The sequence below is a fragment of the Arthrobacter sp. S39 genome, assembly GCF_004320525.1.
In the GTDB taxonomy this organism is placed as follows: Bacteria; Actinomycetota; Actinomycetes; order Actinomycetales; family Micrococcaceae; genus Arthrobacter.
Genome location: NZ_SIHX01000001.1, coordinates 473,488 through 492,546 on the forward strand (window position 1 = coordinate 473,488; position 19,059 = coordinate 492,546).

Consider the following 19,059-nt stretch of genomic DNA (forward strand, 5'->3'; position numbering starts at 1 on the left):
TATACCATCGCCGGCGGCTAGAATTGTTGGGTGCCTGTTTACCTGGATCATGCAGCAACCACGCCCCTCTCAGCCGAGGCGCTGGCTGCCCTGACCCGCGAGCTGGTTCGCACCGGCAACCCGTCGTCCCTGCACGGTTCCGGCCGCCGGGCCCGCCGCTCGGTGGAGGACGCACGCGAAACGATTGCGGCCGCAGCCGGGGCGCACCCCTCCGAAGTCATTTTTACGTCCGGCGGCACGGAAGCTGACAACCTGGCCGTGAAGGGCCTGTTCTGGTCCCGGGCCGCCGGGAACCCTGCCCGGCGCCGCATCCTCTGCTCCGCCGTCGAGCACCATGCAGTGCTGGACACCGTGGAATGGCTGGAGCGGCACGAAGGTGCCGAGGTCACCTGGCTTCCGGTAGACAGCGAAGGCGTCGTTGACCTCACGGTCCTGGAGGCCGAACTTGCGCGGTCCCCGGCAACCATCGCCCTGGTGAGTGTGATGTGGGCCAACAACGAGGTGGGCAGCATCCAGCCCATCCCCGAAATTGTTCAGCTGGCCCACGCCGCCGGCGTGCCGGTGCATTCAGACGCGGTCCAGGCCTTCGGCTCGCTGCCCATTAACTTCAAGGCCTCCGGACTGGACGCGATGAGCGTATCCGGACACAAGATCGGCGGTCCGGTGGGAGTCGGGGCGCTGTTGCTGGGCCGCGCGGTGAAGCTGACCCCCGTTCAGCACGGCGGCGGCCAGGAACGGGACGTCCGGTCCGGAACCCTGGATACGGCTTCCATCGCCGGCTTTGCCGCGGCGGCCGGGGCAGTCACGGCAAGCCTTCCCGCCGAGTCAGCCAGGATCTCAGCCCTCCGGGACCGGCTGGTCGACGGCGTGCGGCAGGCCATCCCGGAGGCCGTACTCCGTGGAGCCCCCGGCGCAGGACGCCTCCCCGGCAGCGCGCACTTCACCTTCCCCGGCTGCGAAGGCGACTCCCTGCTGTTCCTGCTGGACCTCGCCGGGGTTGAGTCATCCACCGGTTCTGCGTGCACTGCCGGCGTGCCCCGGCCTTCGCACGTGCTCCTTGCCATGGGCCTGGACGAGGAAACCGCGCGCGGTGCCCAGCGCTTCAGCCTCGGGCACACGTCAACCGAAGCCGACGTCGACGCCCTCCTCGCTGCCCTCCCTGGTGCGTACTCCAGGGCACGCGCTGCCGGGATGGCCGGGCACGAATCCTCCATCCAGACCGCCGGAACGGTGGCGCGTCAGGCCTCCGGCAGGAGCTGATCAAGCCCGGCTGACCCGTCGGCGAGGCGGTCCGGGCTGACCGGAGTCCGGCCAGAAATCAAGGCCTTGATAACTTTCTGCGCCCCGGGCCGGGCCTGGTGCGGCCAATTGACGCTCATGCCGGCCACCACCCGGGAGTCGCGCTGCCAGAAGGCAATGAACTCCTTGCGCTCCAGCGAACCGCGGATCACCGGTTCCGTCCCGGCCGCCAAATCGGGGAACCCCGAGTACTCCATGCTGACGTCGAACTGGTCGGTGTAGAAATAGGGGATGGTGCTGAGGGTAGCGTCCTGGCCAAGCATCGCCTTGGCTGCGACCTTGCCCCCATTAAGGGCGTTGGACCAATGCTCGCTGCGGTAGTGCTTGCCGGTGAACGGGTGCAGAGCGTTGGCGACGTCTCCTGCGGCGAAGATCCCCGGAACGCTGGTCCGCAGGGACGCGTCAGTGAGGATGCCATTGTCCACGTTCAGTCCCGCGGTGTGTGCGAGGCCGACGGCGGGTTCAACTCCCACCGCAATCACCACAACATCGGCCGGGAGGACTTCCCCGCTGTCGGTGACCACTGCCGAGACGGCACCGTCGGTGCCGGTGAGTTCGTGGGCCGACGCCGGTAGCCTGAAGTCCACGCCGTGGGCTTCGTGCAGCGAGCGGAAGAAGTGGCCCAGTTCCGGGCCGATCGCGGCGGCCAGCGGAACGTCTTCCAGGCCGAGCAACGTGACGTTGTTGCGGTAAGTCGCCGCGGCCGCTGCCAGTTCCATGCCTATCCAGCCGGAGCCGATCATCACCACGTTCTTTCCGCCGTGCTCCAGGGACTTCCGCAGCCGGCGGCTGTCATCGAGGGTGCGGAACGTGGTGACCCCTGACAACTCGCTCCCCGGCAGCGGAATGGTCCGGGGGACCGCGCCGGTGGCGAGGAGAAGCGACTGGTACGGCAGTGACGATCCGTCGTTCAGCAGCGCCGTGCCTGCGTCCGGCCGTATGCCGGTGACTGACACGCCAAGGCGGAGGTCGACGTCGTTCTCTGCGTACCAGCCCGGCGGCACCACCGCGGCTTTGTCTTCGCCTTCCCTGCCCAGCAGGTAGTCCTTCGAGAGGGGCGGGCGAATGTAGGGGTTGTGGCGCTCGCTGCCAATCAGGATGACGGGGCCGGTGTAGCCCTCTGACCGGAGCGTCCGCGCAGCAGTGGCACCGGCAAGGCCTGCCCCTACGATCACGATGCTTCCTGCAATCTGTCCTGCCGCCATAATGCCTGCGCCTCCTGGGATCCGTAGCTCAACTATGGCCGAACGCGGCAGGCTTTAGAATAGATAGGGCCCACAGCCCCCAATCCACTCTTTCACTAACGGAAAGCCAGCATGCGAGTTCTAGCAGCCATGAGCGGCGGAGTCGATTCCGCCGTTGCCGCAGCACGTGCCGTCGAGGCGGGACACGACGTCGTCGGCGTCCACCTGGCGCTGTCCCGGATGCCCGGCACGCTGCGGACAGGCAGCCGCGGCTGCTGCACCATCGAAGACTCCCGCGACGCCTGGCGTGCGTGCGACGTCCTCGGAATCCCGTACTACGTGTGGGACTTCTCCGAGCGCTTCAAGGAGGACGTGGTCCAGGACTTCATTGACGAGTACGCTGCCGGCCGCACACCTAATCCGTGCATGCGCTGCAACGAGCGCATCAAGTTCGCGGCATTGCTGGAGAAGGCCATCGCGCTGGGCTTTGACGCCGTCTGCACCGGGCACTACGCCAAGGTGATCACGGACGCCGAGGGCAACCCCGAACTTCACCGTGCCGCGGACTGGGCGAAGGACCAGAGCTACGTGCTGGGTGTCCTCACGCACGAACAGCTCAAGCACTCCATGTTCCCGCTGGCCGATACCCCTTCGAAAGCCGAAGTCCGTGCGGAAGCCGAACGTCGCGGGCTGTCCGTGGCCAACAAGCCGGACAGCCATGACATCTGCTTCATCCCGGACGGCGACACCGCAGGCTGGCTGGCCGAAAAGATCGATATGACCACAGGCGACATTGTCGACGAGACCGGCACCAAGGTCGGGGAGCACCCCGGCGCCAACGCGTTCACAGTGGGACAGCGCAGGGGCCTGAAGCTGGGCACCCCCGCGGCGGATGGAAAGCCCCGCTTTGTGCTGGAAATCCGGCCGAAGGAAAACAAAGTGGTGGTGGGCCCCGAGGCCCTGCTGGCCATTGACGAAATCCGCGGCATCAAGGTGTCGTGGGCCGGCCTTCCCATCGCCGAGATCGCCACGGGCGAGGACTTCGACTGCTACGCCCAGGTCCGCGCGCACGGTGACCCCGTCCCCGCGACGGCACGGATGGAAAGCCCGTCGGCGGATGGTGCTGCCGGCCAGTTGGTGGTGACGCTGACCGACCCGCTCCGCGGCGTCGCCCCGGGCCAGACCGTGGTCCTGTACCAGGGCAGCCGTGTGCTTGGCCAGGCCACCATAGACGCTGCCCGTTCCCTGCAGCGCGCGGAGCTCTAACCAGCCCGTCCCAGGTACCCTGCAGACAGCGCGAACGTACAGTTGAGGCCCTTGGGGAGGCGCGAACGTACAGTTGGGGCTCTCTTGAGTTCTAGTGGTCGTTGCAACACCCAGACTTTTTGGGAGTTGCAACGACCATGGTTCGTTCTATCGAGGACTCATCGGGATCCGGCTGGTACGGGCAGGACGCGAAGGATGCCTTCTTCGTGGTGTTTGACCGTCTGGGCAACACAATGGCTTCTGCGAGGGAGCTTGGGCTGAACCCTGCCACCTGCGCCGCGTGGGTCAGGAAGGCTGGTCTGAAGGCCCGGGGGCGGGGCGGGAACGGTCCCCACGCGGGGCGGGAGGAGTTCCTCGAGCTCCGCCAAGCCGGGACCAGCCGCCGGGAAGCGGCCAGCGCCGTGGGCGTGAACATCCGCACGGCACAGGACTGGGACCGCGGAGTCCGCAGGTCAGGCCGCGTGCGGGTCTACCCGGACGGGCGCGTGATCGACTACAAACAGGGAGTGACCACATTCCACTCACCCTCGGCCTCAGCCCCTGAGCCCGGGGCTATCGGCGCCGGCACAGCCGTCGGGCGGTTCCTGTCCCTGCATGAACGTGAAAGAATCCGGGACCTGACGGGGGCCGGTTCCTCGTTGAGGTCCATAGCGTTGGCTCTGGACCGTTCACCTTCGACGATCAGCCGGGAACTGCGCCGCAACGCCGATCCCCGGCTGGGTTACCTGCCCCACGGAGCGGACCGGAAAGCCGCGACCCGCCGCGCACGTCCCAAAACAGCGAAGTTGGCTGGCGAATCGGATCTTCGGAAGTACGTGCAGGACGGGCTGGTCCGGAAGTGGTCACCGGAGCAGATATCGCACAGGCTGGTCACGGAACACCCCGATGACCAGGAGATGCGCGTGAGCCCCGAGACCATTTATCAGGCCCTCTACGTCCAGGCCAGGGGCGGACTCAAACGCGAAATCCAGGCTGCCCTGCGGACCGGCCGCGCCCGCCGCAAACCTCACAGCAACCCTGCAGAACGCCGTCACCGGTTCGCCGATCCCATGGTCATGATCTCCGAACGCCCACCCGAAATAGAAGACCGTGCCCTCCCCGGGCATTGGGAAGGCGACCTGATCACCGGGACGCTGAACCAGTCCGCGATCGCCACCCTGGTCGAACGGACCACCCGGTACGTGATGCTCGTCCACCTCCCGGGAGACCACGGCGCCGAAGCCGTCAGGGACGGACTCGTCGCGGCCATGGCCACGCTGCCGGCGCACCTGCGCGGGTCCCTGACCTGGGACCAGGGATCAGAAATGGCAGCCCACCGCTCCTTCAGCATCGCCACGGACATGAACGTCTACTTCTGCGACCCCGCCAGCCCCTGGCAGCGCGGCTCCAACGAAAACACCAACGGGCTGCTGCGCCAGTACTTCCCCAAAAGCACCGACCTGTCCATCTACGGTCCCGAAGAGCTCGAACTCGTCGCCCAAGAACTCAACGGCCGCCCACGCAAAACGCTCGGCTGGGAAACCCCAGCCGAGCGAATACGTGCTTTACTACTAACCACCTAACCAACAGGTGTTGCGACGACCCCTAGAAACCGCCCCCCGTCGGTTGGGGCCGCAACTGTACGCTCGCGCTGTTTTTGTGTGGCCCTGTCCTTCGGCCGCGGGACAAAAGTGAGAGCAGCAACCCAATCAGGTAAATTTTGTGTCTCAACTCACAGGATGAAACGATTCACCGTATTTTGGTCTGATTGAATCGAGGCATCAGGACAGCGCGCTGCCCGCTCGAGCCAATACACCCCTTAGCGGGCGGCAGGCGCGTACTCATCGAACAGAAAGTTCACAGATGACTAAGAGCACCAAAACCCTGCACGGCGCCATCGCGCTGGCAGGCATCTCCGCCTTCGCACTGACTGCCTGCACGGGCCCGTCAGGTGGCGGCGGCGGCAGCACAGCGTCGGGGAACGCAAGCAGCGTCATTGCGTACGGCACCACGGACAAGGTCACGTCCCTGGACCCGGCGGGTTCGTACGACAACGGTTCGTTCATGGTGATGAACCAGATTTACTCGTTCTTGCTGAACTCCAAGCCCGGTGGCGCCGAGCCCGTGCCGGACCTGGCCGAATCGGCTTCGTTCACCAAGCCCACAGAATTCACCGTCAAGCTGAAGAGCGACCTCAAATGGGCCAACGGACACGTGCTGGATTCCAAGGACGTCAAATTCTCGTTTGACCGCCAGACCAAGATCAAGGATCCCAACGGCCCTGCTTCGCTGTTGACCAACATCGAGTCCATTGCCACGCCTGATGCCAGCACCGTGGTGTTCACGCTCAAGCAGGCCAACGACCAAACATTCGCGCAGATCCTGACCAGCCCGGCCGCACCGATCGTCGACGATGAAGTCTTCCCGGCAGACAAGCTCCTCACTGACGAGGAAATTGTCAAAGCGAACGCCTTCTACGGCCAGTACACGGTCGACTCGTTCAACAAGAACACTCTGGTGAGCCTGAAGGCCTGGCCGGACTATAAGGGCGTCCTGGGCAAACCGGTCAACGCCGGGGCCACAATCAAGTACTACACCGACCAGACCAACATGAAGCTGGAGATCAAGGGCGGCCAGATCGATGTTGCCAACCGAAGCTTCAGCGCGACGGACATCGATGACCTGAAGAAGGATTCTAACGTCAAGGTCCACGTCGGACCAGGCGGCGAGATGCGGTACATCGTCTTCAACTTCGACACCATGCCATACGGCGCCAAGACCTCGGAAGTGGACCCCAAGAAGGCGCTTGCCGTCCGCCAGGCCGCTGCCGATCTGATCGACCGCCAGGCCATTTCGGACCAGGTCTACAAGGGCACATACCTGCCCATGTGGTCCAACGTCCCGTCCGGTTTCGCCGGAGCCAACGAATCATTCAAGCAGGCCTATGGGGACGGCGCCGGCAAGCCCAGCCTCGACAAGGCCAAGAAGGTCATGGCCGATGCCGGAATCACCAGCCCGGTGACCATTAAGCTGCAGTACAACCCCGACCACTATGGCAAGTCCTCCGGTGACGAATACGCCATGGTCAAGGACCAGCTGGAGAAGAGCGGCCTTTTCAAGGTGGACCTCCAGTCCACCGAATGGGTGACTTACAACTCGGCGTCGAAGAAGGACAGCTACCCGGTCTTCCAGCTCGGTTGGTTCCCTGACTTCAGCGATGCGGACAACTACCTCACCCCCTTCTTCGTGGGCGGTGGCTTCATGAACAACCACTACAAAAACGCAGAAGTCGAATCCTTGATTGCCAAGCAGCTGGTCACCGCTGACAAGGCAGAGCGTGAGAAAGCCATCCAGGACGTCCAGAACCTGCTGGCCAAGGACATCTCCACCCTGCCCTTGCTGCAAGGCGCCCAGGTGGCTGTTTCGGGGACCAGCGTCAAGGGCGTGGAATCCACTTTGGACGCGTCGTTCAAGTTCCGGCTCGGCACGGTTTCCAAGTAAAACCGAACCAACCCGCGTGAGGAGGTGGGGCCGGATGGCCCTGCCTCCTACGTGTTGGCTCCACAATTCCTAGATCTAAACCAAGCAGGGACAGCATGGCCACAATGATTGATGCGCCGCCGCCAACGGTGGCGCCCCCCAAATCCAAATCCGCGGGAGGTGGCCTCGGGAAGTACATCCTGATTCGCTTCCTGCTCATCTTCCCGACGATTTTCATCCTCGTCACCCTGGTTTTCTTCCTGATGCGGATCACCGGCGATCCCATCACCGCGGCCCAGGGCGGACGCCTGCCGCAGGAACAGATCGACGCGCTGGTTCACCAGGCCGGCTACGACCGGAACCTCTTCATTCAGTACATTGAGTACCTCGGCAACATCGCCACGGGCAACTTCGGCCGCACTATCTCCGACGGCAGGTCCGTCGCCGAAATGCTCGTTAAATTTGGCGCCGCCACACTGGAACTAAGCATCAATGCCGTCGTGGTGGCGTTGCTCGTAGGAATACCGCTCGGAATGTTCGCCGCCCACAAACGGGACAAAGTCTCGGACGCTTTCCTGCGGATGTTCGCCATCCTGTGCTACGCCACCCCCGTCTTCTTTGCGGGCCTGCTGCTGAAGCTGACTTTTTCCGTGGGCCTGGGCTGGTTCCCGGTAGCCGGCCGCGCTTCCACCACAACCGAATTGGCGATGTCGAGGTTGGCGGCGCCCACCGGCATCTACTGGCTGGACGCCCTGCGCAGCGGCGATCTGGCGGCCTTTTCCGATATCGTCCACCACGCCGTCCTTCCGGCTGTCGCGCTCGGCCTGCTGACCGCCGGGGTGTTCCTCCGCCTCGTCCGCACGAACGTGATCGGTACCCTGGGCAAGGACTATGTTGAAGCCGGCCGGTCCCGTGGCGTCAGCGAGTACCGCCTGGTAACAAAGCACGCCTACAAGCCGGCACTGATCCCCATCATCACGGTCATGGGATTGCAGATTGCGCTGCTTCTCGGCGGTGCGGTGCTGACTGAAACGACCTTCGAATGGAAGGGCCTGGGCTATCAGCTGGCCCAATACCTCACTGCGCGTGACTTTGTGGCCGTCCAGGGCATCGTGATGCTGCTGGCCGTCATTGTGGCGATCACAAACTTCGCGGTGGATATCGCTGCGGCCCTGATTGATCCGCGGGTGAGGTACTGATGAGCGCTACTGCGATAGAACCGAGAAAGAAATCCTTGCTGGACCGCCTTCCGGTCTCGTCCCACATCCGCCAAAGCGTGGGCCTGCAACGGACCATGCTGCTCATCGGCGTGGTGCTTTGTGGAGTATTTGTGCTGGCCGCGGTCTTCGCACCGCTGCTGGCACCCTACGGCTACTCCCAGATTTCCGATGACGCGGGTTCGTTCCCGGCCCAGGCCGAACCTGGGGGCAAGCATCTGCTTGGGACAACCGTTGGCGGCTATGACGTCCTGTCACGGGTGGTCTGGGGATCGCAGACAGCCCTGGCAGTCATCGTTGCTGCCGTGGTGATGTCCATCTTCCTGGGGGTGTTCCTCGGACTGGTGAGCGGCTACTTCGGTGGCTGGCTGGACCGTGTGCTGGTGGTGATTGCGGACGCAATCTACGCTTTCCCGACACTCCTCGTGGCTATTGTCATGTCGATTGCGATCAACAAGGGGCAGTCGGGATTCTGGGGAGGAATCCTCGCTTGCGGGTTCGCCATCACGGCAGTGTTTGTACCCCAGTACTTTCGGGTGATCCGTGCTGAAACCATCCGGCTCAAGGCTGAACCGTTTGTTGAATCAGCCCAGGTTGTTGGTGCCTCCAGCGCCAGGATTATCAGCCGGCACATCTTTTCCAACGCAACCCGCACGTTGCCTCTGATCTTCACCCTCAACGCCTCCGAGGCTATCCTCACACTGGCAGGACTGGGCTTCCTCGGCTTTGGTATTGAGCCGAGCTCCGCCGCTGAATGGGGTTTTGACCTGAACAAGGCGATGTCCGATGCCTCCTCCGGCATTTGGTGGACCGGCGTCTTCCCCGGCCTGGCCATTGTCTTGACCGTGGTTGGCCTCACGCTCGTGGGAGAAAGCATCAATGACTTGAACGATCCGCGCCTTCGCGGACGCAAAGCCGCCGGCGGCAAGGGCAGCCCGGATCCGGCCCCAGGTGCGCAGGCCGCCATCGAAGTGGAAGTGAGAGGATTTTGACCATCAATCTTGGTTCCGTAGGGGACAGGCACAGCCCGGCTGGCCGCCCCGTCCTGGAAATAGACCATCTCAAAGTAACCTTCGCCACGGACGGGGGCGACGTCCACGCGGTCAAGGACGTCAGCCTGCAAGTAAAGGCCGGCGAAGTGCTGGCCATCGTCGGTGAATCCGGCTCCGGCAAGACGGTGACCGCGAAAACCATTCTTGGACTGCTCCCCGAAACTGCCACCAGCGGCGGCGCCGTGCTGATCAACGGCAACAATGTCATCAGCGTCAGCGCAGCCAAACTGCGGCAGATCCGGGGCCGCGATGTCGCCATGGTGTTCCAGGAGCCGTCGACGGCACTGAACCCCGTGTTCACCGTGGGCTGGCAGATTGCCGAGGGCATCCGTGCCCATGCCGGCGGGCACGGCGGGAAGCGCGTCTCCGGCAAAGAGGCGAAGGCCCGTGCCATCGAGGCGCTGCGCAAAGTGGGGATCCCGGATCCTGAACACAGGGTGAACTACTACCCCCACCAGTTCTCCGGCGGCCAGAAGCAACGCGTTGTGATCGCCGCCGCCCTGGCACTGAACCCGGGGCTGATTGTGGCCGACGAACCCACCACTGCCCTGGACGTTACCGTCCAGGCTGAGATCCTGCAGTTGCTGCGGGACCTGAGGGACAAGTACGGGACCTCCATTGTGCTGATCACGCACAACATGGGTGTGGTGGCTGACCTGGCCGACCGCGTCGTGGTGATGTACCAGGGTGACGTTGTGGAGGAGGCCCCGGCCCGCGTGCTGTTTGCCGAGCCCAAGCAGGATTACACCAGGAAGTTGCTGGCGGCGGTGCCCCACCTGGGACGCAACTCCGCGTCGGAAGGCATGACGGAACGCGCCCACCAAAAGGCCAAGATACTGGTGGAGGCGAAGGACCTGACCATCGAGTACCCGGGCCGGCTGGGGACCCCCGCCTTCAAAGCCGTTGACGGCGTCAGCTTTACCGTGTCCGAAGGCGAGGTTTTCGGGCTTGTGGGGGAGTCGGGTTCCGGAAAAACCACCATCGGCCGGGCCATTGCGGGGCTGAACCGGACCACGGGCGGCAGCCTGAAGGTGCTGGGCTACGAAATGCTGAATCTGAAGGAGCGGACGTTCAAGCCGCTGCGGAAGGATATCGGCTTCGTTTTCCAGGACCCTGCCGCGTCCTTCAACCCCCAGTTGACCATCGGCGACTGCGTGGCGGAACCGATGATCATCCACACCAGCCCGAGCCCGGCGCAGGCGCGCAAACGCGTGGCTGAGCTGCTCGAATCCGTCCAGTTGCCGGCGTCGTACGCGGCAAGGTACCCGCATGAGCTGTCCGGCGGCCAGCGCCAGCGGGCCTCCCTCGCGCGGGCGCTGATCCTGAACCCGAAGCTGCTGATCGCGGACGAACCGACGTCGGCCCTGGACGTCTCGGTGCAGGCCAAGGTCCTGGAACTGTTCAAGGAAATCCAGGCGGAATTCGGCTTCGCGGCGCTCTTCATCAGCCACGATCTTGCCGTGGTGGACATCCTGTCCCATTGGGTGGGTGTCCTGTACAAGGGCAAACTTGTGGAACAGGGGATCGGCAGCCAGATCATGGGGGCGCCACAGCACGATTACACCAAACGGCTCATCGCCTCCCTCCCGGTCCCTGATCCGGACGAACAGGCCCGGCGCCGGGAAGAACACCGGGCACTGCTGGGAATCTGACAGTCCGCCGACGCGGACGGACACCCGGCCTGGGGGAATGCTGGGGTGTCCGTCCGCGGGGCACCGTCCGCCGCACGGAAGGCCGACGGCGGGATGGTTGCCGCGGGTGCTTAACACCGCAAGGGTTTTCCGCGCCTGCCCATAGACTTGGACCATGACGCAGCACAACCACGACGTTCCTGATTCCGAAACCTACGACGCCGCCGCCAGCTCGCTGGCCGGACAGGTGGACAACTCGGTGATGGCGGAACTGCTGTCCATCCGCTCCAGCATCGACAACATCGATGCCACCCTGGTCTACCTGCTCGCGGAGCGGTTCAAGGCCACCCAGAAAGTTGGCTTCCTGAAGGCCGCCCACCGCCTGCCCGCAGGCGATCCCGGCCGGGAAACGGCCCAGATTTCCCGGCTGCGGCGCCTGGCCGAGGACGCCCACCTCGATCCGGCCTTCGCAGAGAAGTTCCTGAACTTCATCATCGGCGAAGTCATCCGCCACCACGAAGCCATCGCCGAGGACCACCAGGCGGCCGCCGTTAACCAGGGAGCCGACCCGGCACCTCAGGCCTCCCGTCAGGCCGGCATTCCGTCCGGGCCCCAGGCTTCCGTCGTAGCGTGAGGGTAACCAGCCGGCAGGAACCAAGTCCGAACGAACCGGATCCGACACCCGCGGACGCCGGACCGCTGGAGGTCACGGCTACCGGGATGGGTGCCTGGCCGGGGGAGGACCCTGCCGAGGCCGCGCGCATCATCCGCGGGGAACTCGGCAGCCCGCACCTGCCGTTCCTCGCCGAACTCCCGGACCGCGGGGTGGGCTCCGATGCGCTGGGGCGGACGGCCTCGCTCCTGGTGGAGATGGCCGTGGATGTCCAGCCCTTCGGCTGGCGGCTGGTGGACCGGCCCGGCAAGGACTTCCGGCGGGCCGCGTCAGCGCTGTCCACCGACATCAATATCCTTGCGGACGTTGCCGGGGCTGAAGACACCCCGGCCGGTGAACTGAAGGTACAGCTGGTGGGGCCGATGACGCTCGCAGCAGGCATCCACCTGCATAACGGCGAACGCGCACTCCTTGACTACGGTGCCCGCCGCGATGTGGCAGCCTCCCTTGCCGCCGGGGTGGGAAGCTACCTGTCACGGGTTTCCGCGGCCGTGCCCGGGGCCCGGCTGGTGGTCCAGCTCGACGAGCCCGACATCGCTGCCGTGCTGGCCGGCACCATTCCGACGTCCAGCGGGTACCGCACCCTGCGTGCAGTGGCCGGGCAGGAGGCCACGGAGTCGTGGGGCCTGGTGGTTTCTGCCCTTCGGGAAGCCGGTGCCGCGGAAATCATTGTTGCCGTACCGGAGATTGAGGCCCCGTTCGACCGGATCCTCGCCGCCGGTGCGGACGGCATTGCCGTGCCGCTCAAAGCCCTGACGACGCGCCAGTGGGAACAGCTCGCCGGCGCCGTTGAGGGCGGCAAACGACTTTGGGCCGGCGCCCTGGACACCAGGCCGGGCACCCTGCCCAGAGTTGCCGACGTCGTCGAATCCGTCTCAAGGCCGTGGCACCAGCTGGGCCTGCCGGCGTCGTCCTTGCGCACCTTGCGGGTCACACCATCCACCGGCCTCGCCGGACAATCACCGGCGTCTGCCACCGCCGTGCTCACCCGCCTCACCCAGGTGGCCGACGGGCTGAACCAGCTGGCGCTGGGCTAGGAGCCAGGCCGGCGCCTGCCGGGCGGCCAGCCTGTCAGGTCCGGGCTTCCCAGCGCTCAGGGTGAGCGTAGCGCGGCAGGAAGCTCCGGGCGGAGCTGCCGCCTGAGTAGGGGCGCAGCCGGTAGTCGAAGCTGCCCGCGTACACCAGGACCAGGCCGATCTGCGGCTGGATGACTTTCACCTGGATCCGGTGTTTGCCGTGTTCCCCGCCGGCCGGGTCCCACCACTGTTCGGCGTACGCCTTGGCGTCGAGTGCCTGGGGAAGCGGGATCCGGAGCCCGCCGAGGAACAGCCGGGAGGCTTCGGAGACACCCCTGAGCCTGCCCTCCGGCGTGACGCTGAGGTTCAGGTCGGTCACCAGCCTGCGGAACCTGCCCACGTAGTCCACCAGCCGGGGGCCGTCCGTTGTATCGGCCACGCTGGTGGTGTCCTGGAAGATCCGGGTCCTTCCGGGGAACCGGATCTCGCGCCGGGCCGTCAGGCTGGAGCGCCCGAAGGGATCCTCGTGGGCATGGTTTTCGATCCGGAACGGAATGCGCTCGCCGTATTCGGGGAAGAACGCTTCCTCCCGGGAAGTCAGTTTCAGCAGTGGCTGCAGCCAGCGCTGCCTGCAGCCGACGACGTCGAACACACCTTCTCCGATGCCGTACTGCCCAGACGCGGGCAGCAGGGAAAAGTAGTCCTGGAGTTCAGGCTGCAGCCGTTCGAAATCCGCACCCAGGGCCTGCCGGTAGATGGGAACATTCATCCTGACCTCCTGATGGCTGGACGGGCGCCGGCGCTGTCCGTGATCTCATAATCTACCTGCAGCCTTCAGCCGGATGTACATGTCCGCCAGCCGCGGCGGCAGCTGCAGCGGTTCCGCGTCCACCACTTCCACGCCGTGCTGGCGGAGCTGGACGCTGACGGCTTCGCGCTCCAGCAGGGCCCGTTCGGCGGCAGCGGCCCGGAATACTCCCGCGGCGGTGTCACGTTCCGCGAGCATTTGTCCCAGCAGCGGATCACGCACGGCTGCCACCACCACAACGTGCTGGCTGGCCAGCCGGGTGGCTACGGGGATAAGCCCTTCCTCCGGGGCGCCGCCGTCGAGGGACGTCAGCAGGACCACCAGCGACCGGTGCGCCGAGACCGCCCTGACCTGGCCCGGGATGCCCTGCCAGTCCATCTCGATCAGTTCGGCTTCGAGGGGGGCCATCGCCTGCACCAGCTGGCCCAGGAGGTTCCCCGACGCCGCCGATCCCGCCCGCGCCCGGGGGCGCCGGTCGAAGGCCAGGAAATCAACCCGGTCACCGCCGCGTTCGGCCAGGACGGCCAGCAGCAGGGCGGCCTCCATCCCGGTGTCCAGGCGTGGCTCGTCATCGATCCGCGCCGCCGAGGTACGAGAAGTATCCAGCACAATGACCACGCGCCGGTCGCGTTCCGGCCGCCAGGTCCGGACCACGACGGCGGAACGCCGGGCGGTTGCCCGCCAGTCAATCGAGCGGACGTCGTCACCGCGTACATAGTCCCGGAGCGAATCGAACTCGGTGCCTGCGCCCCGGATCTGTACGGCCGCTTTGCCGTCGAGTTCCCGCAGTTTCCGCAGTTTGGACGGCAGGTGCCGGCGGGAGTGGAACGGGGGCAGGACGCGCAGGGTGCCCGGGCACGGCACCGTACGCTGGCGGGCCGCAAGCCGCAACGGCCCATAGGAACGGAGCGTGACGTGCGGGGCCTTCAGGTCGCCCCGCCGGACAGGGCGGAGTGTCACGTCCGCGCGGCGGCGCTCGCCGGCCGGGATGTCCAACGGCCGGACAGCGTTCTGCGCCCCGGCCGAGGGCTGCCAGGCATCCCGGATCAGCCCGCGAAGCCGGCGCCCGCCCTGGTTGCTGACCGTCAGGACCGAGTGGGCTGTGCCGTTGAGGGCCACATGGCCGGGATCCGCGCGCTGGACATCGATGGTGCGCAGGGATGCCGCCAGGCCGAGTTCAAGGCCTAGAAGCGCGGCCAGCACGGCAATGACGCCCAGTACTGTCCACCACCCGGGCAGCAGCAGCACCGGCACCAGCCCCAGCAGGGCCAGGACCACAAAACGCCCGGACAGTGCCATCCCGGTCAGCGGGGGACGGGCACTGAGGCCAGGATGCTGGTCAGGACGTCATCCGCCCGGACGCCGTCCATCTGGGCTTCAGGATGCAGTGCCACCCGGTGCCGCAGGCAGGGCAACGCCAGTGCCTTGACGTCGTCCGGGGTGATGAAGCTCCGGCCGGAGAGCCAGGCCCAGGCCCGCGAGGTGTTGAGGAGGGCTGTGGCGCCGCGGGGGGATACGCCGAGTTGGAATGAAGGCGCAGACCTGGTGGCACGGACGAGGTCCACAATGTAGCCGATGATTTCGGGTTCGACGGCAACGTTGGCGACGGCCTGGCGCGCGCGCTCAAGGTCCTGCGCGCCGGCGACTGCCCGGACACCGGCGCCGGCCAGGTCCCGGGGGCTGAACCCTGTTGCGTGCCGGCGTATGACCTCCATCTCCTCCGTCCGGTTCGGAAGGGGCATGGTGAGCTTGAGCAGGAAGCGGTCCAGCTGGGCTTCGGGGAGCGGGTATGTTCCCTCGTATTCCACCGGATTCTGTGTGGCCGCCACGAGGAAGGGCTCAGGCAGTGGCCGTGACACTCCGTCCACCGAGACCTGCCGCTCTTCCATGGCTTCCAGCAGCGACGCCTGCGTTTTGGGGGGTGTGCGGTTGATTTCGTCCGCGAGCAGGATATTGGTAAAGACCGGCCCTTCGCGGAAGCTGAACCCGGAGGTGTGCGAGTCATACACCAGCGATCCGGTGACATCGCCGGGCATCAGGTCAGGCGTGAACTGCACCCGTTTGGTGTCCAGGCTCAGCGACGCGGAGAGGGCACGCACCAGCAGCGTCTTGGCCACGCCCGGCACACCCTCGAGCAGCACATGTCCCTGGGCGAGCAGGGCTATCAGCATCCCGGTGACGGTGGCGTCCTGGCCAACCACGGCCTTGGCCACTTCGTTCCGGACATCGAGGAGAGCCTGCCGTGCGGGATCGTGCTGCATGGGTTCCAGGATCTGCGGGCCGCGGAGCTGTTCGTTCATCGGGTCCTTACCTCATTCTCTAGTTCGTCCAGCTCCTGGGACCATCGCACCAGCCTGGCTTCGTTCGGGGGCCGTTCATTGATCAGTTCCCGGAGGCTGTCCTCCGGCCGGTTCACAAGGCGCGCCACGGCCCGGGCAACGTCGTCGGCCGATGCGTCAGGTCCCAGCCTGAGTTCCTTCGCCAGCCTGACCAGGGTGCCTGCCCGGAGGTTCTCCCTGGCACGGTCCACCGCGTGCGAATCGTGGTAGAGCCGCGCCCGGCCCTCGGCCGTTTCCGCGGCCTTGACCACCACGGGCAGCGGTTCAAAGACCAGCGGGCCAAAGCGGCGGCCGCGCCAGACCATGGCCAGGACGGCGACGAACACCAGCCACGGTCCGAGGAACGGCACCCAGCCGGGAGCGAGTTCGCTGAGCGTTTGCGGGGACCCGGCACCATTCACGTCGCCGAGGCCGGGCAGGTACCAGACCAGGTCCCCGGAACCGCCCAATGTCCGGAGCGCAAGGGCTGAATGTCCGTGCTCGCCGAGTCCGGCGTTGCTGATCAATGCGGTGCTTCCCAGGACTGTCAGTGTGCCGTCTTCGGTGGACGCAAGCAGGCCGGCTTCTGAACCCGGCGGCCGGTAGCATACAGTGCCCCCGCCCTCGTCGCCGTACAGGAATCCGGACTCCCCGGAAACTGTTCCGGCTGTTTCGGCATCGTTGTTCCAACAGCCGGGCTCCAGGGTTGGGGACGTCTGCGGCACCACGCCTGCCTGGCTGATGCCTGCATCCAGTGCCCTCAGGGTGTTGAGCCGCGGCGTGACCAGCACTACACGTGTCGCCTCGACGGCCAACCGTTCCAGCTGGGACGCGTCGAGGAAGCCGTTCCGGTCGTACAGCAGCAGCGTTGAATCGGGGCTGGCCTGGAGGGCAGCAAGTGCGGCACCAAACGAATCGGCGCTGGCCACCTTCACCCCGTGCCGGCCCAGGATCTCGCTCGCCGCCCTGCCGCCCTCGGGCCCTGCATTGCGGACGGACAGCGGAACCGAATCACCTTGAGGGGCCAGTTGGGTAAAGATGGTGATCGCCAGGGCGACGGCGAACACCGCTGCCGCCACTGCCGGGCCGCGGTGGCGGCGGAGCCAGCCCAACGGCCTGGCGGGCAGTGGCGCGTTGGGCGCATCACCGGGCGCAGCACCGGACGCGGCTGCGGTGCCGGCACCGGGGTCCGCAGTCATGGGGCAACCGCTGGGTAGGCCGGGGCGCTGCCGGGTTTAAGGGACTGCAGCGAAGCATCGAGAGCCGTCATGGCGTCGTAGTCGGCGCGAGCGGCCGTGCCGTGCCCGTAGCGGATCCGGTCGAACGTCCTGGCGGCCTGGTCCAGCCGCCGGGCCTCGGGAACAAAAACGCCGGCAAGTTCGCGTGCCACTTCATCCGCAGTCCTGCCCGGCCGGACGTCCAGGATGCTCCGGTCCTCGGCCGCGCGGACCAGCGCGCGGAAGCAGTGCACGACGGCGGTACCCCAGTCTCGCCGGTCCGCCGCGGCTGCGGCGCTTCCCCGGTAGTCCGAGGCACTCACGGACGTGTCGTCGTCGAACACCTCTGCCGCATTCTTAATCCGGGCGTTCAAGCGGGGGCGCGCCACGATGATCGCGGCGGCGATCAGCACGGCGATGACCACCCCGGTCAGCGGCGCCGCCACATTTCCTTCCACACCGGACGGGCCCTCCAGTGAGGCCAGCCAGTCCAGGAAGCCGCGCCAGAGTTCATCCACCCAGCCAGGTTCGGCGCTTCGGTACTCGGGCTTGGCCAGTTCTTCGGCGGCCCAGCGGCGGGCTTCGTCGGCGTCGGGCAGGACAGGAGGTTCAGCGGACATCGGGCCAGGCACGGTAAGCGGGGCCGGCGCTGAGGTCCGGGCCGCCCTGTGCAGCCGCGCCGTATACCGGGATGCCCCGGCCGGGAACCCCGTCGGGGTCGGTTCCGGATTCCATCAGGCGCAGGAGCGCGATGTCCAGACCGTCCTTCCGCATCCGCAGGTCCAGGTAGAGCAGTGCCATCACTGCTGTCTGGAAGGCATAACCGACGGCGCCGACAAGGGCGCTGATGACCGCGGTTGCGAGGGCGATGGCCACTCCTGCCGCGATTGCCTCGTCGGGGCCGCCGTGGGGTGAAACCACGGACGTATAGTACGCCGGAAGCAGGCTCACGGGGATGGTCACCACCTGCGCGATGAAGGCGACCATGATTGAAACCACCAGGGTGATTCCCAGGATCCGCCACCAGTTGCCCCGGGTCAGCTGCCACGACCTGCGGAGTCCGTCCACGGCGCCCAGCTCCTCGATCACCACCGCGGCGGGCGCCACGAGGATCTTGATGTAGATCCAGACCGACAGGGCGATGCCGCCAAAGCCGAGCGGGATCAGGATCAGGGCGCCGACTCCGCCCAGCGCAGCGATCACGAGGACCATCAGGCCCACAAACAGGGCCGCGCCCACGAGCCAGCCCAGGACCATCAGGCAGGCCAGCCTGATCAGGGCACCTGCACGGGACCGGGCCAGCGCCCACATCTGCCGGAAGCCTGTGGTGCGGTTCAGGACCGAACGGGCCACCGGCACCACCATGGCGCCCTGCAGGACTGCCGCGAGGAACACGGTCAGGACCGCCACCAGAAGGACTGCTGCAAGGACGGTGAAGCCCATGGAGACCATGTCCTGCTCGTTGAGGCTTTTGATCCAGGTTTCCAGGGAAGCCGCCGAGGCGACGGAACCTGCGGTGAGGACGGCTGTGAGGACCACTGCCAGGGACTGCGCCAGCAGCGCCGCTCCCAACATTGCCCGGGCGTTGCGCCTGATGGTCTGGAAGGAGCCGTCGATGATTTCGCCGAACATCAGCGGCCGCAACGGAATGATGCCGGGCTTGGGCGGGGCAACGTACTGCGGCTGCCGGTAGGGCGGCGGACCGCCGTAGGGGTTGTAGGGCGGCTGTCCCCACTGCGGCTGATGCGCCGGGCCGGCAGGCGGACCCCACACAGGCTGGCCGCCCCACTGGGGCTGGCCGGAACCAGGCTGGGGCTGCCATGGCGGCCCGCCGGGCTGTAGCGGCCGCTGCATGTTCGGATCCTGTTGTGACAACCTGTTCCTTCCCCCGGATGGAACCGGACGCTTGCAGTCGGGCG

General features: G+C 66.1%; 16 protein-coding genes. 9 read left to right on the forward strand and 7 right to left on the reverse strand.

What is annotated here, in order from left to right:
- Positions 1–30 precede the first annotated feature (30 nt).
- Positions 31–1,260, forward strand: coding sequence for a cysteine desulfurase family protein (locus EYS21_RS02255; protein ID WP_131131490.1), 1,230 nt, complete (start codon positions 31–33; stop codon positions 1,258–1,260).
- Here the strand turns inward: EYS21_RS02255 and EYS21_RS02260 are convergent.
- A complete protein-coding gene (locus EYS21_RS02260) occupies positions 1,239–2,504 on the reverse strand; it encodes an FAD-dependent oxidoreductase (RefSeq protein ID WP_131131491.1) in 1,266 nt (421 codons plus the stop codon). The two genes, EYS21_RS02255 and EYS21_RS02260, sit on opposite strands and share 22 nt — an antisense overlap.
- Before the next feature lie 111 nt (positions 2,505–2,615).
- Here EYS21_RS02260 and mnmA point away from each other — a divergent pair, with 111 nt between their 5' ends.
- From mnmA to EYS21_RS02300, 8 genes are all read left to right on the forward strand, one after another.
- Positions 2,616–3,749: a tRNA 2-thiouridine(34) synthase MnmA gene (gene mnmA / locus EYS21_RS02265; RefSeq protein ID WP_131131492.1), complete on the forward strand. Its 1,134-nt coding sequence runs from the start codon at positions 2,616–2,618 to the stop codon at positions 3,747–3,749.
- A 554-nt stretch (positions 3,750–4,303) separates the two neighbouring features.
- Positions 4,304–5,311 (forward strand): IS30 family transposase, encoded by a 1,008-nt coding sequence (locus EYS21_RS02270; protein WP_165478252.1) that lies wholly within the window; start codon positions 4,304–4,306, stop codon positions 5,309–5,311.
- Between the two features lie 280 nt (positions 5,312–5,591).
- Positions 5,592–7,229, forward strand: a complete 1,638-nt coding sequence (locus EYS21_RS02275; protein ID WP_131131493.1) for an ABC transporter substrate-binding protein — start codon at positions 5,592–5,594, stop codon at positions 7,227–7,229.
- Positions 7,230–7,324: 95 nt separating this feature from the next.
- On the forward strand, positions 7,325–8,407 hold the full coding sequence (locus tag EYS21_RS02280; RefSeq protein ID WP_131131494.1) for an ABC transporter permease: 1,083 nt from the start codon (positions 7,325–7,327) through the stop codon (positions 8,405–8,407).
- Entirely contained in the window at positions 8,407–9,417 is a 1,011-nt protein-coding gene (locus EYS21_RS02285) for an ABC transporter permease (protein ID WP_131131495.1), read from the forward strand. Before EYS21_RS02280 ends, EYS21_RS02285 begins: the two co-directional genes overlap by 1 nt.
- The gene (locus tag EYS21_RS02290) at positions 9,414–11,129 is read left to right on the forward strand and encodes an ABC transporter ATP-binding protein (protein WP_131131496.1); all 1,716 of its coding nucleotides are present in this window, start codon (positions 9,414–9,416) and stop codon (positions 11,127–11,129) included. Before EYS21_RS02285 ends, EYS21_RS02290 begins: the two co-directional genes overlap by 4 nt.
- A gap of 154 nt (positions 11,130–11,283) precedes the next feature.
- Positions 11,284–11,742: a chorismate mutase gene (locus EYS21_RS02295; RefSeq protein ID WP_242633238.1), complete on the forward strand. Its 459-nt coding sequence runs from the start codon at positions 11,284–11,286 to the stop codon at positions 11,740–11,742.
- Positions 11,743–11,828: 86 nt separating this feature from the next.
- Positions 11,829–12,818: a hypothetical protein gene (locus tag EYS21_RS02300; RefSeq protein WP_131131888.1), complete on the forward strand. Its 990-nt coding sequence runs from the start codon at positions 11,829–11,831 to the stop codon at positions 12,816–12,818.
- A 34-nt stretch (positions 12,819–12,852) separates the two neighbouring features.
- On the opposite strand, the gene EYS21_RS02305 is transcribed toward EYS21_RS02300, so the two are convergent.
- From EYS21_RS02305 to EYS21_RS02330, 6 genes are read right to left on the reverse strand one after another with little or no spacing between them, the layout of a single operon-like run.
- Positions 12,853–13,566: a DUF4166 domain-containing protein gene (locus tag EYS21_RS02305; RefSeq protein ID WP_131131497.1), complete on the reverse strand. Its 714-nt coding sequence runs from the start codon at positions 13,564–13,566 to the stop codon at positions 12,853–12,855.
- Between the two features lie 45 nt (positions 13,567–13,611).
- A complete protein-coding gene (locus EYS21_RS02310; RefSeq protein ID WP_131131498.1) occupies positions 13,612–14,904 on the reverse strand; it encodes a DUF58 domain-containing protein in 1,293 nt (430 codons plus the stop codon).
- A 5-nt stretch (positions 14,905–14,909) separates the two neighbouring features.
- Positions 14,910–15,905 carry a MoxR family ATPase gene (locus EYS21_RS02315; RefSeq protein ID WP_131131499.1) on the reverse strand — a complete coding sequence of 332 codons (996 nt, stop codon included), beginning with the start codon at positions 15,903–15,905 and terminating at the stop codon, positions 14,910–14,912.
- The gene (locus EYS21_RS02320; RefSeq protein WP_131131500.1) at positions 15,902–17,122 is read right to left on the reverse strand and encodes a DUF4350 domain-containing protein; all 1,221 of its coding nucleotides are present in this window, start codon (positions 17,120–17,122) and stop codon (positions 15,902–15,904) included. The genes EYS21_RS02315 and EYS21_RS02320 overlap by 4 nt, the downstream gene beginning before the upstream one ends.
- Positions 17,119–17,760 carry a DUF4129 domain-containing protein gene (locus EYS21_RS02325; RefSeq protein ID WP_131131501.1) on the reverse strand — a complete coding sequence of 214 codons (642 nt, stop codon included), beginning with the start codon at positions 17,758–17,760 and terminating at the stop codon, positions 17,119–17,121. The genes EYS21_RS02320 and EYS21_RS02325 overlap by 4 nt, the downstream gene beginning before the upstream one ends.
- Positions 17,750–18,994, reverse strand: coding sequence for a hypothetical protein (locus EYS21_RS02330; RefSeq protein ID WP_131131502.1), 1,245 nt, complete (start codon positions 18,992–18,994; stop codon positions 17,750–17,752). Before EYS21_RS02330 ends, EYS21_RS02325 begins: the two co-directional genes overlap by 11 nt.
- Positions 18,995–19,059: the final 65 nt, after the last annotated feature.

Excerpts from the sequence above, each read along its gene's own strand:
- EYS21_RS02260 (WP_131131491.1), bottom strand. The coding sequence starts at position 2,504 with ATGGCGGCAGGACAGATTGCAGGAAGCATCGTGATCGTAGGGGCAGGC.
- mnmA (WP_131131492.1), top strand. The coding sequence starts at position 2,616 with ATGCGAGTTCTAGCAGCCATGAGCGGCGGAGTCGATTCCGCCGTTGCC.
- EYS21_RS02275 (WP_131131493.1), top strand. The coding sequence starts at position 5,592 with ATGACTAAGAGCACCAAAACCCTGCACGGCGCCATCGCGCTGGCAGGC.
- EYS21_RS02280 (WP_131131494.1), top strand. The coding sequence starts at position 7,325 with ATGGCCACAATGATTGATGCGCCGCCGCCAACGGTGGCGCCCCCCAAA.
- EYS21_RS02285 (WP_131131495.1), top strand. The coding sequence starts at position 8,407 with ATGAGCGCTACTGCGATAGAACCGAGAAAGAAATCCTTGCTGGACCGC.
- EYS21_RS02295 (WP_242633238.1), top strand. The coding sequence starts at position 11,284 with ATGACGCAGCACAACCACGACGTTCCTGATTCCGAAACCTACGACGCC.
- EYS21_RS02300 (WP_131131888.1), top strand. The coding sequence starts at position 11,829 with ATGGGTGCCTGGCCGGGGGAGGACCCTGCCGAGGCCGCGCGCATCATC.
- EYS21_RS02305 (WP_131131497.1), bottom strand. The coding sequence starts at position 13,566 with ATGAATGTTCCCATCTACCGGCAGGCCCTGGGTGCGGATTTCGAACGG.
- EYS21_RS02310 (WP_131131498.1), bottom strand. The coding sequence starts at position 14,904 with ATGGCACTGTCCGGGCGTTTTGTGGTCCTGGCCCTGCTGGGGCTGGTG.
- EYS21_RS02315 (WP_131131499.1), bottom strand. The coding sequence starts at position 15,905 with ATGAACGAACAGCTCCGCGGCCCGCAGATCCTGGAACCCATGCAGCAC.
- EYS21_RS02320 (WP_131131500.1), bottom strand. The coding sequence starts at position 17,122 with ATGACTGCGGACCCCGGTGCCGGCACCGCAGCCGCGTCCGGTGCTGCG.
- EYS21_RS02325 (WP_131131501.1), bottom strand. The coding sequence starts at position 17,760 with ATGTCCGCTGAACCTCCTGTCCTGCCCGACGCCGACGAAGCCCGCCGC.
- EYS21_RS02330 (WP_131131502.1), bottom strand. The coding sequence starts at position 18,994 with ATGCAGCGGCCGCTACAGCCCGGCGGGCCGCCATGGCAGCCCCAGCCT.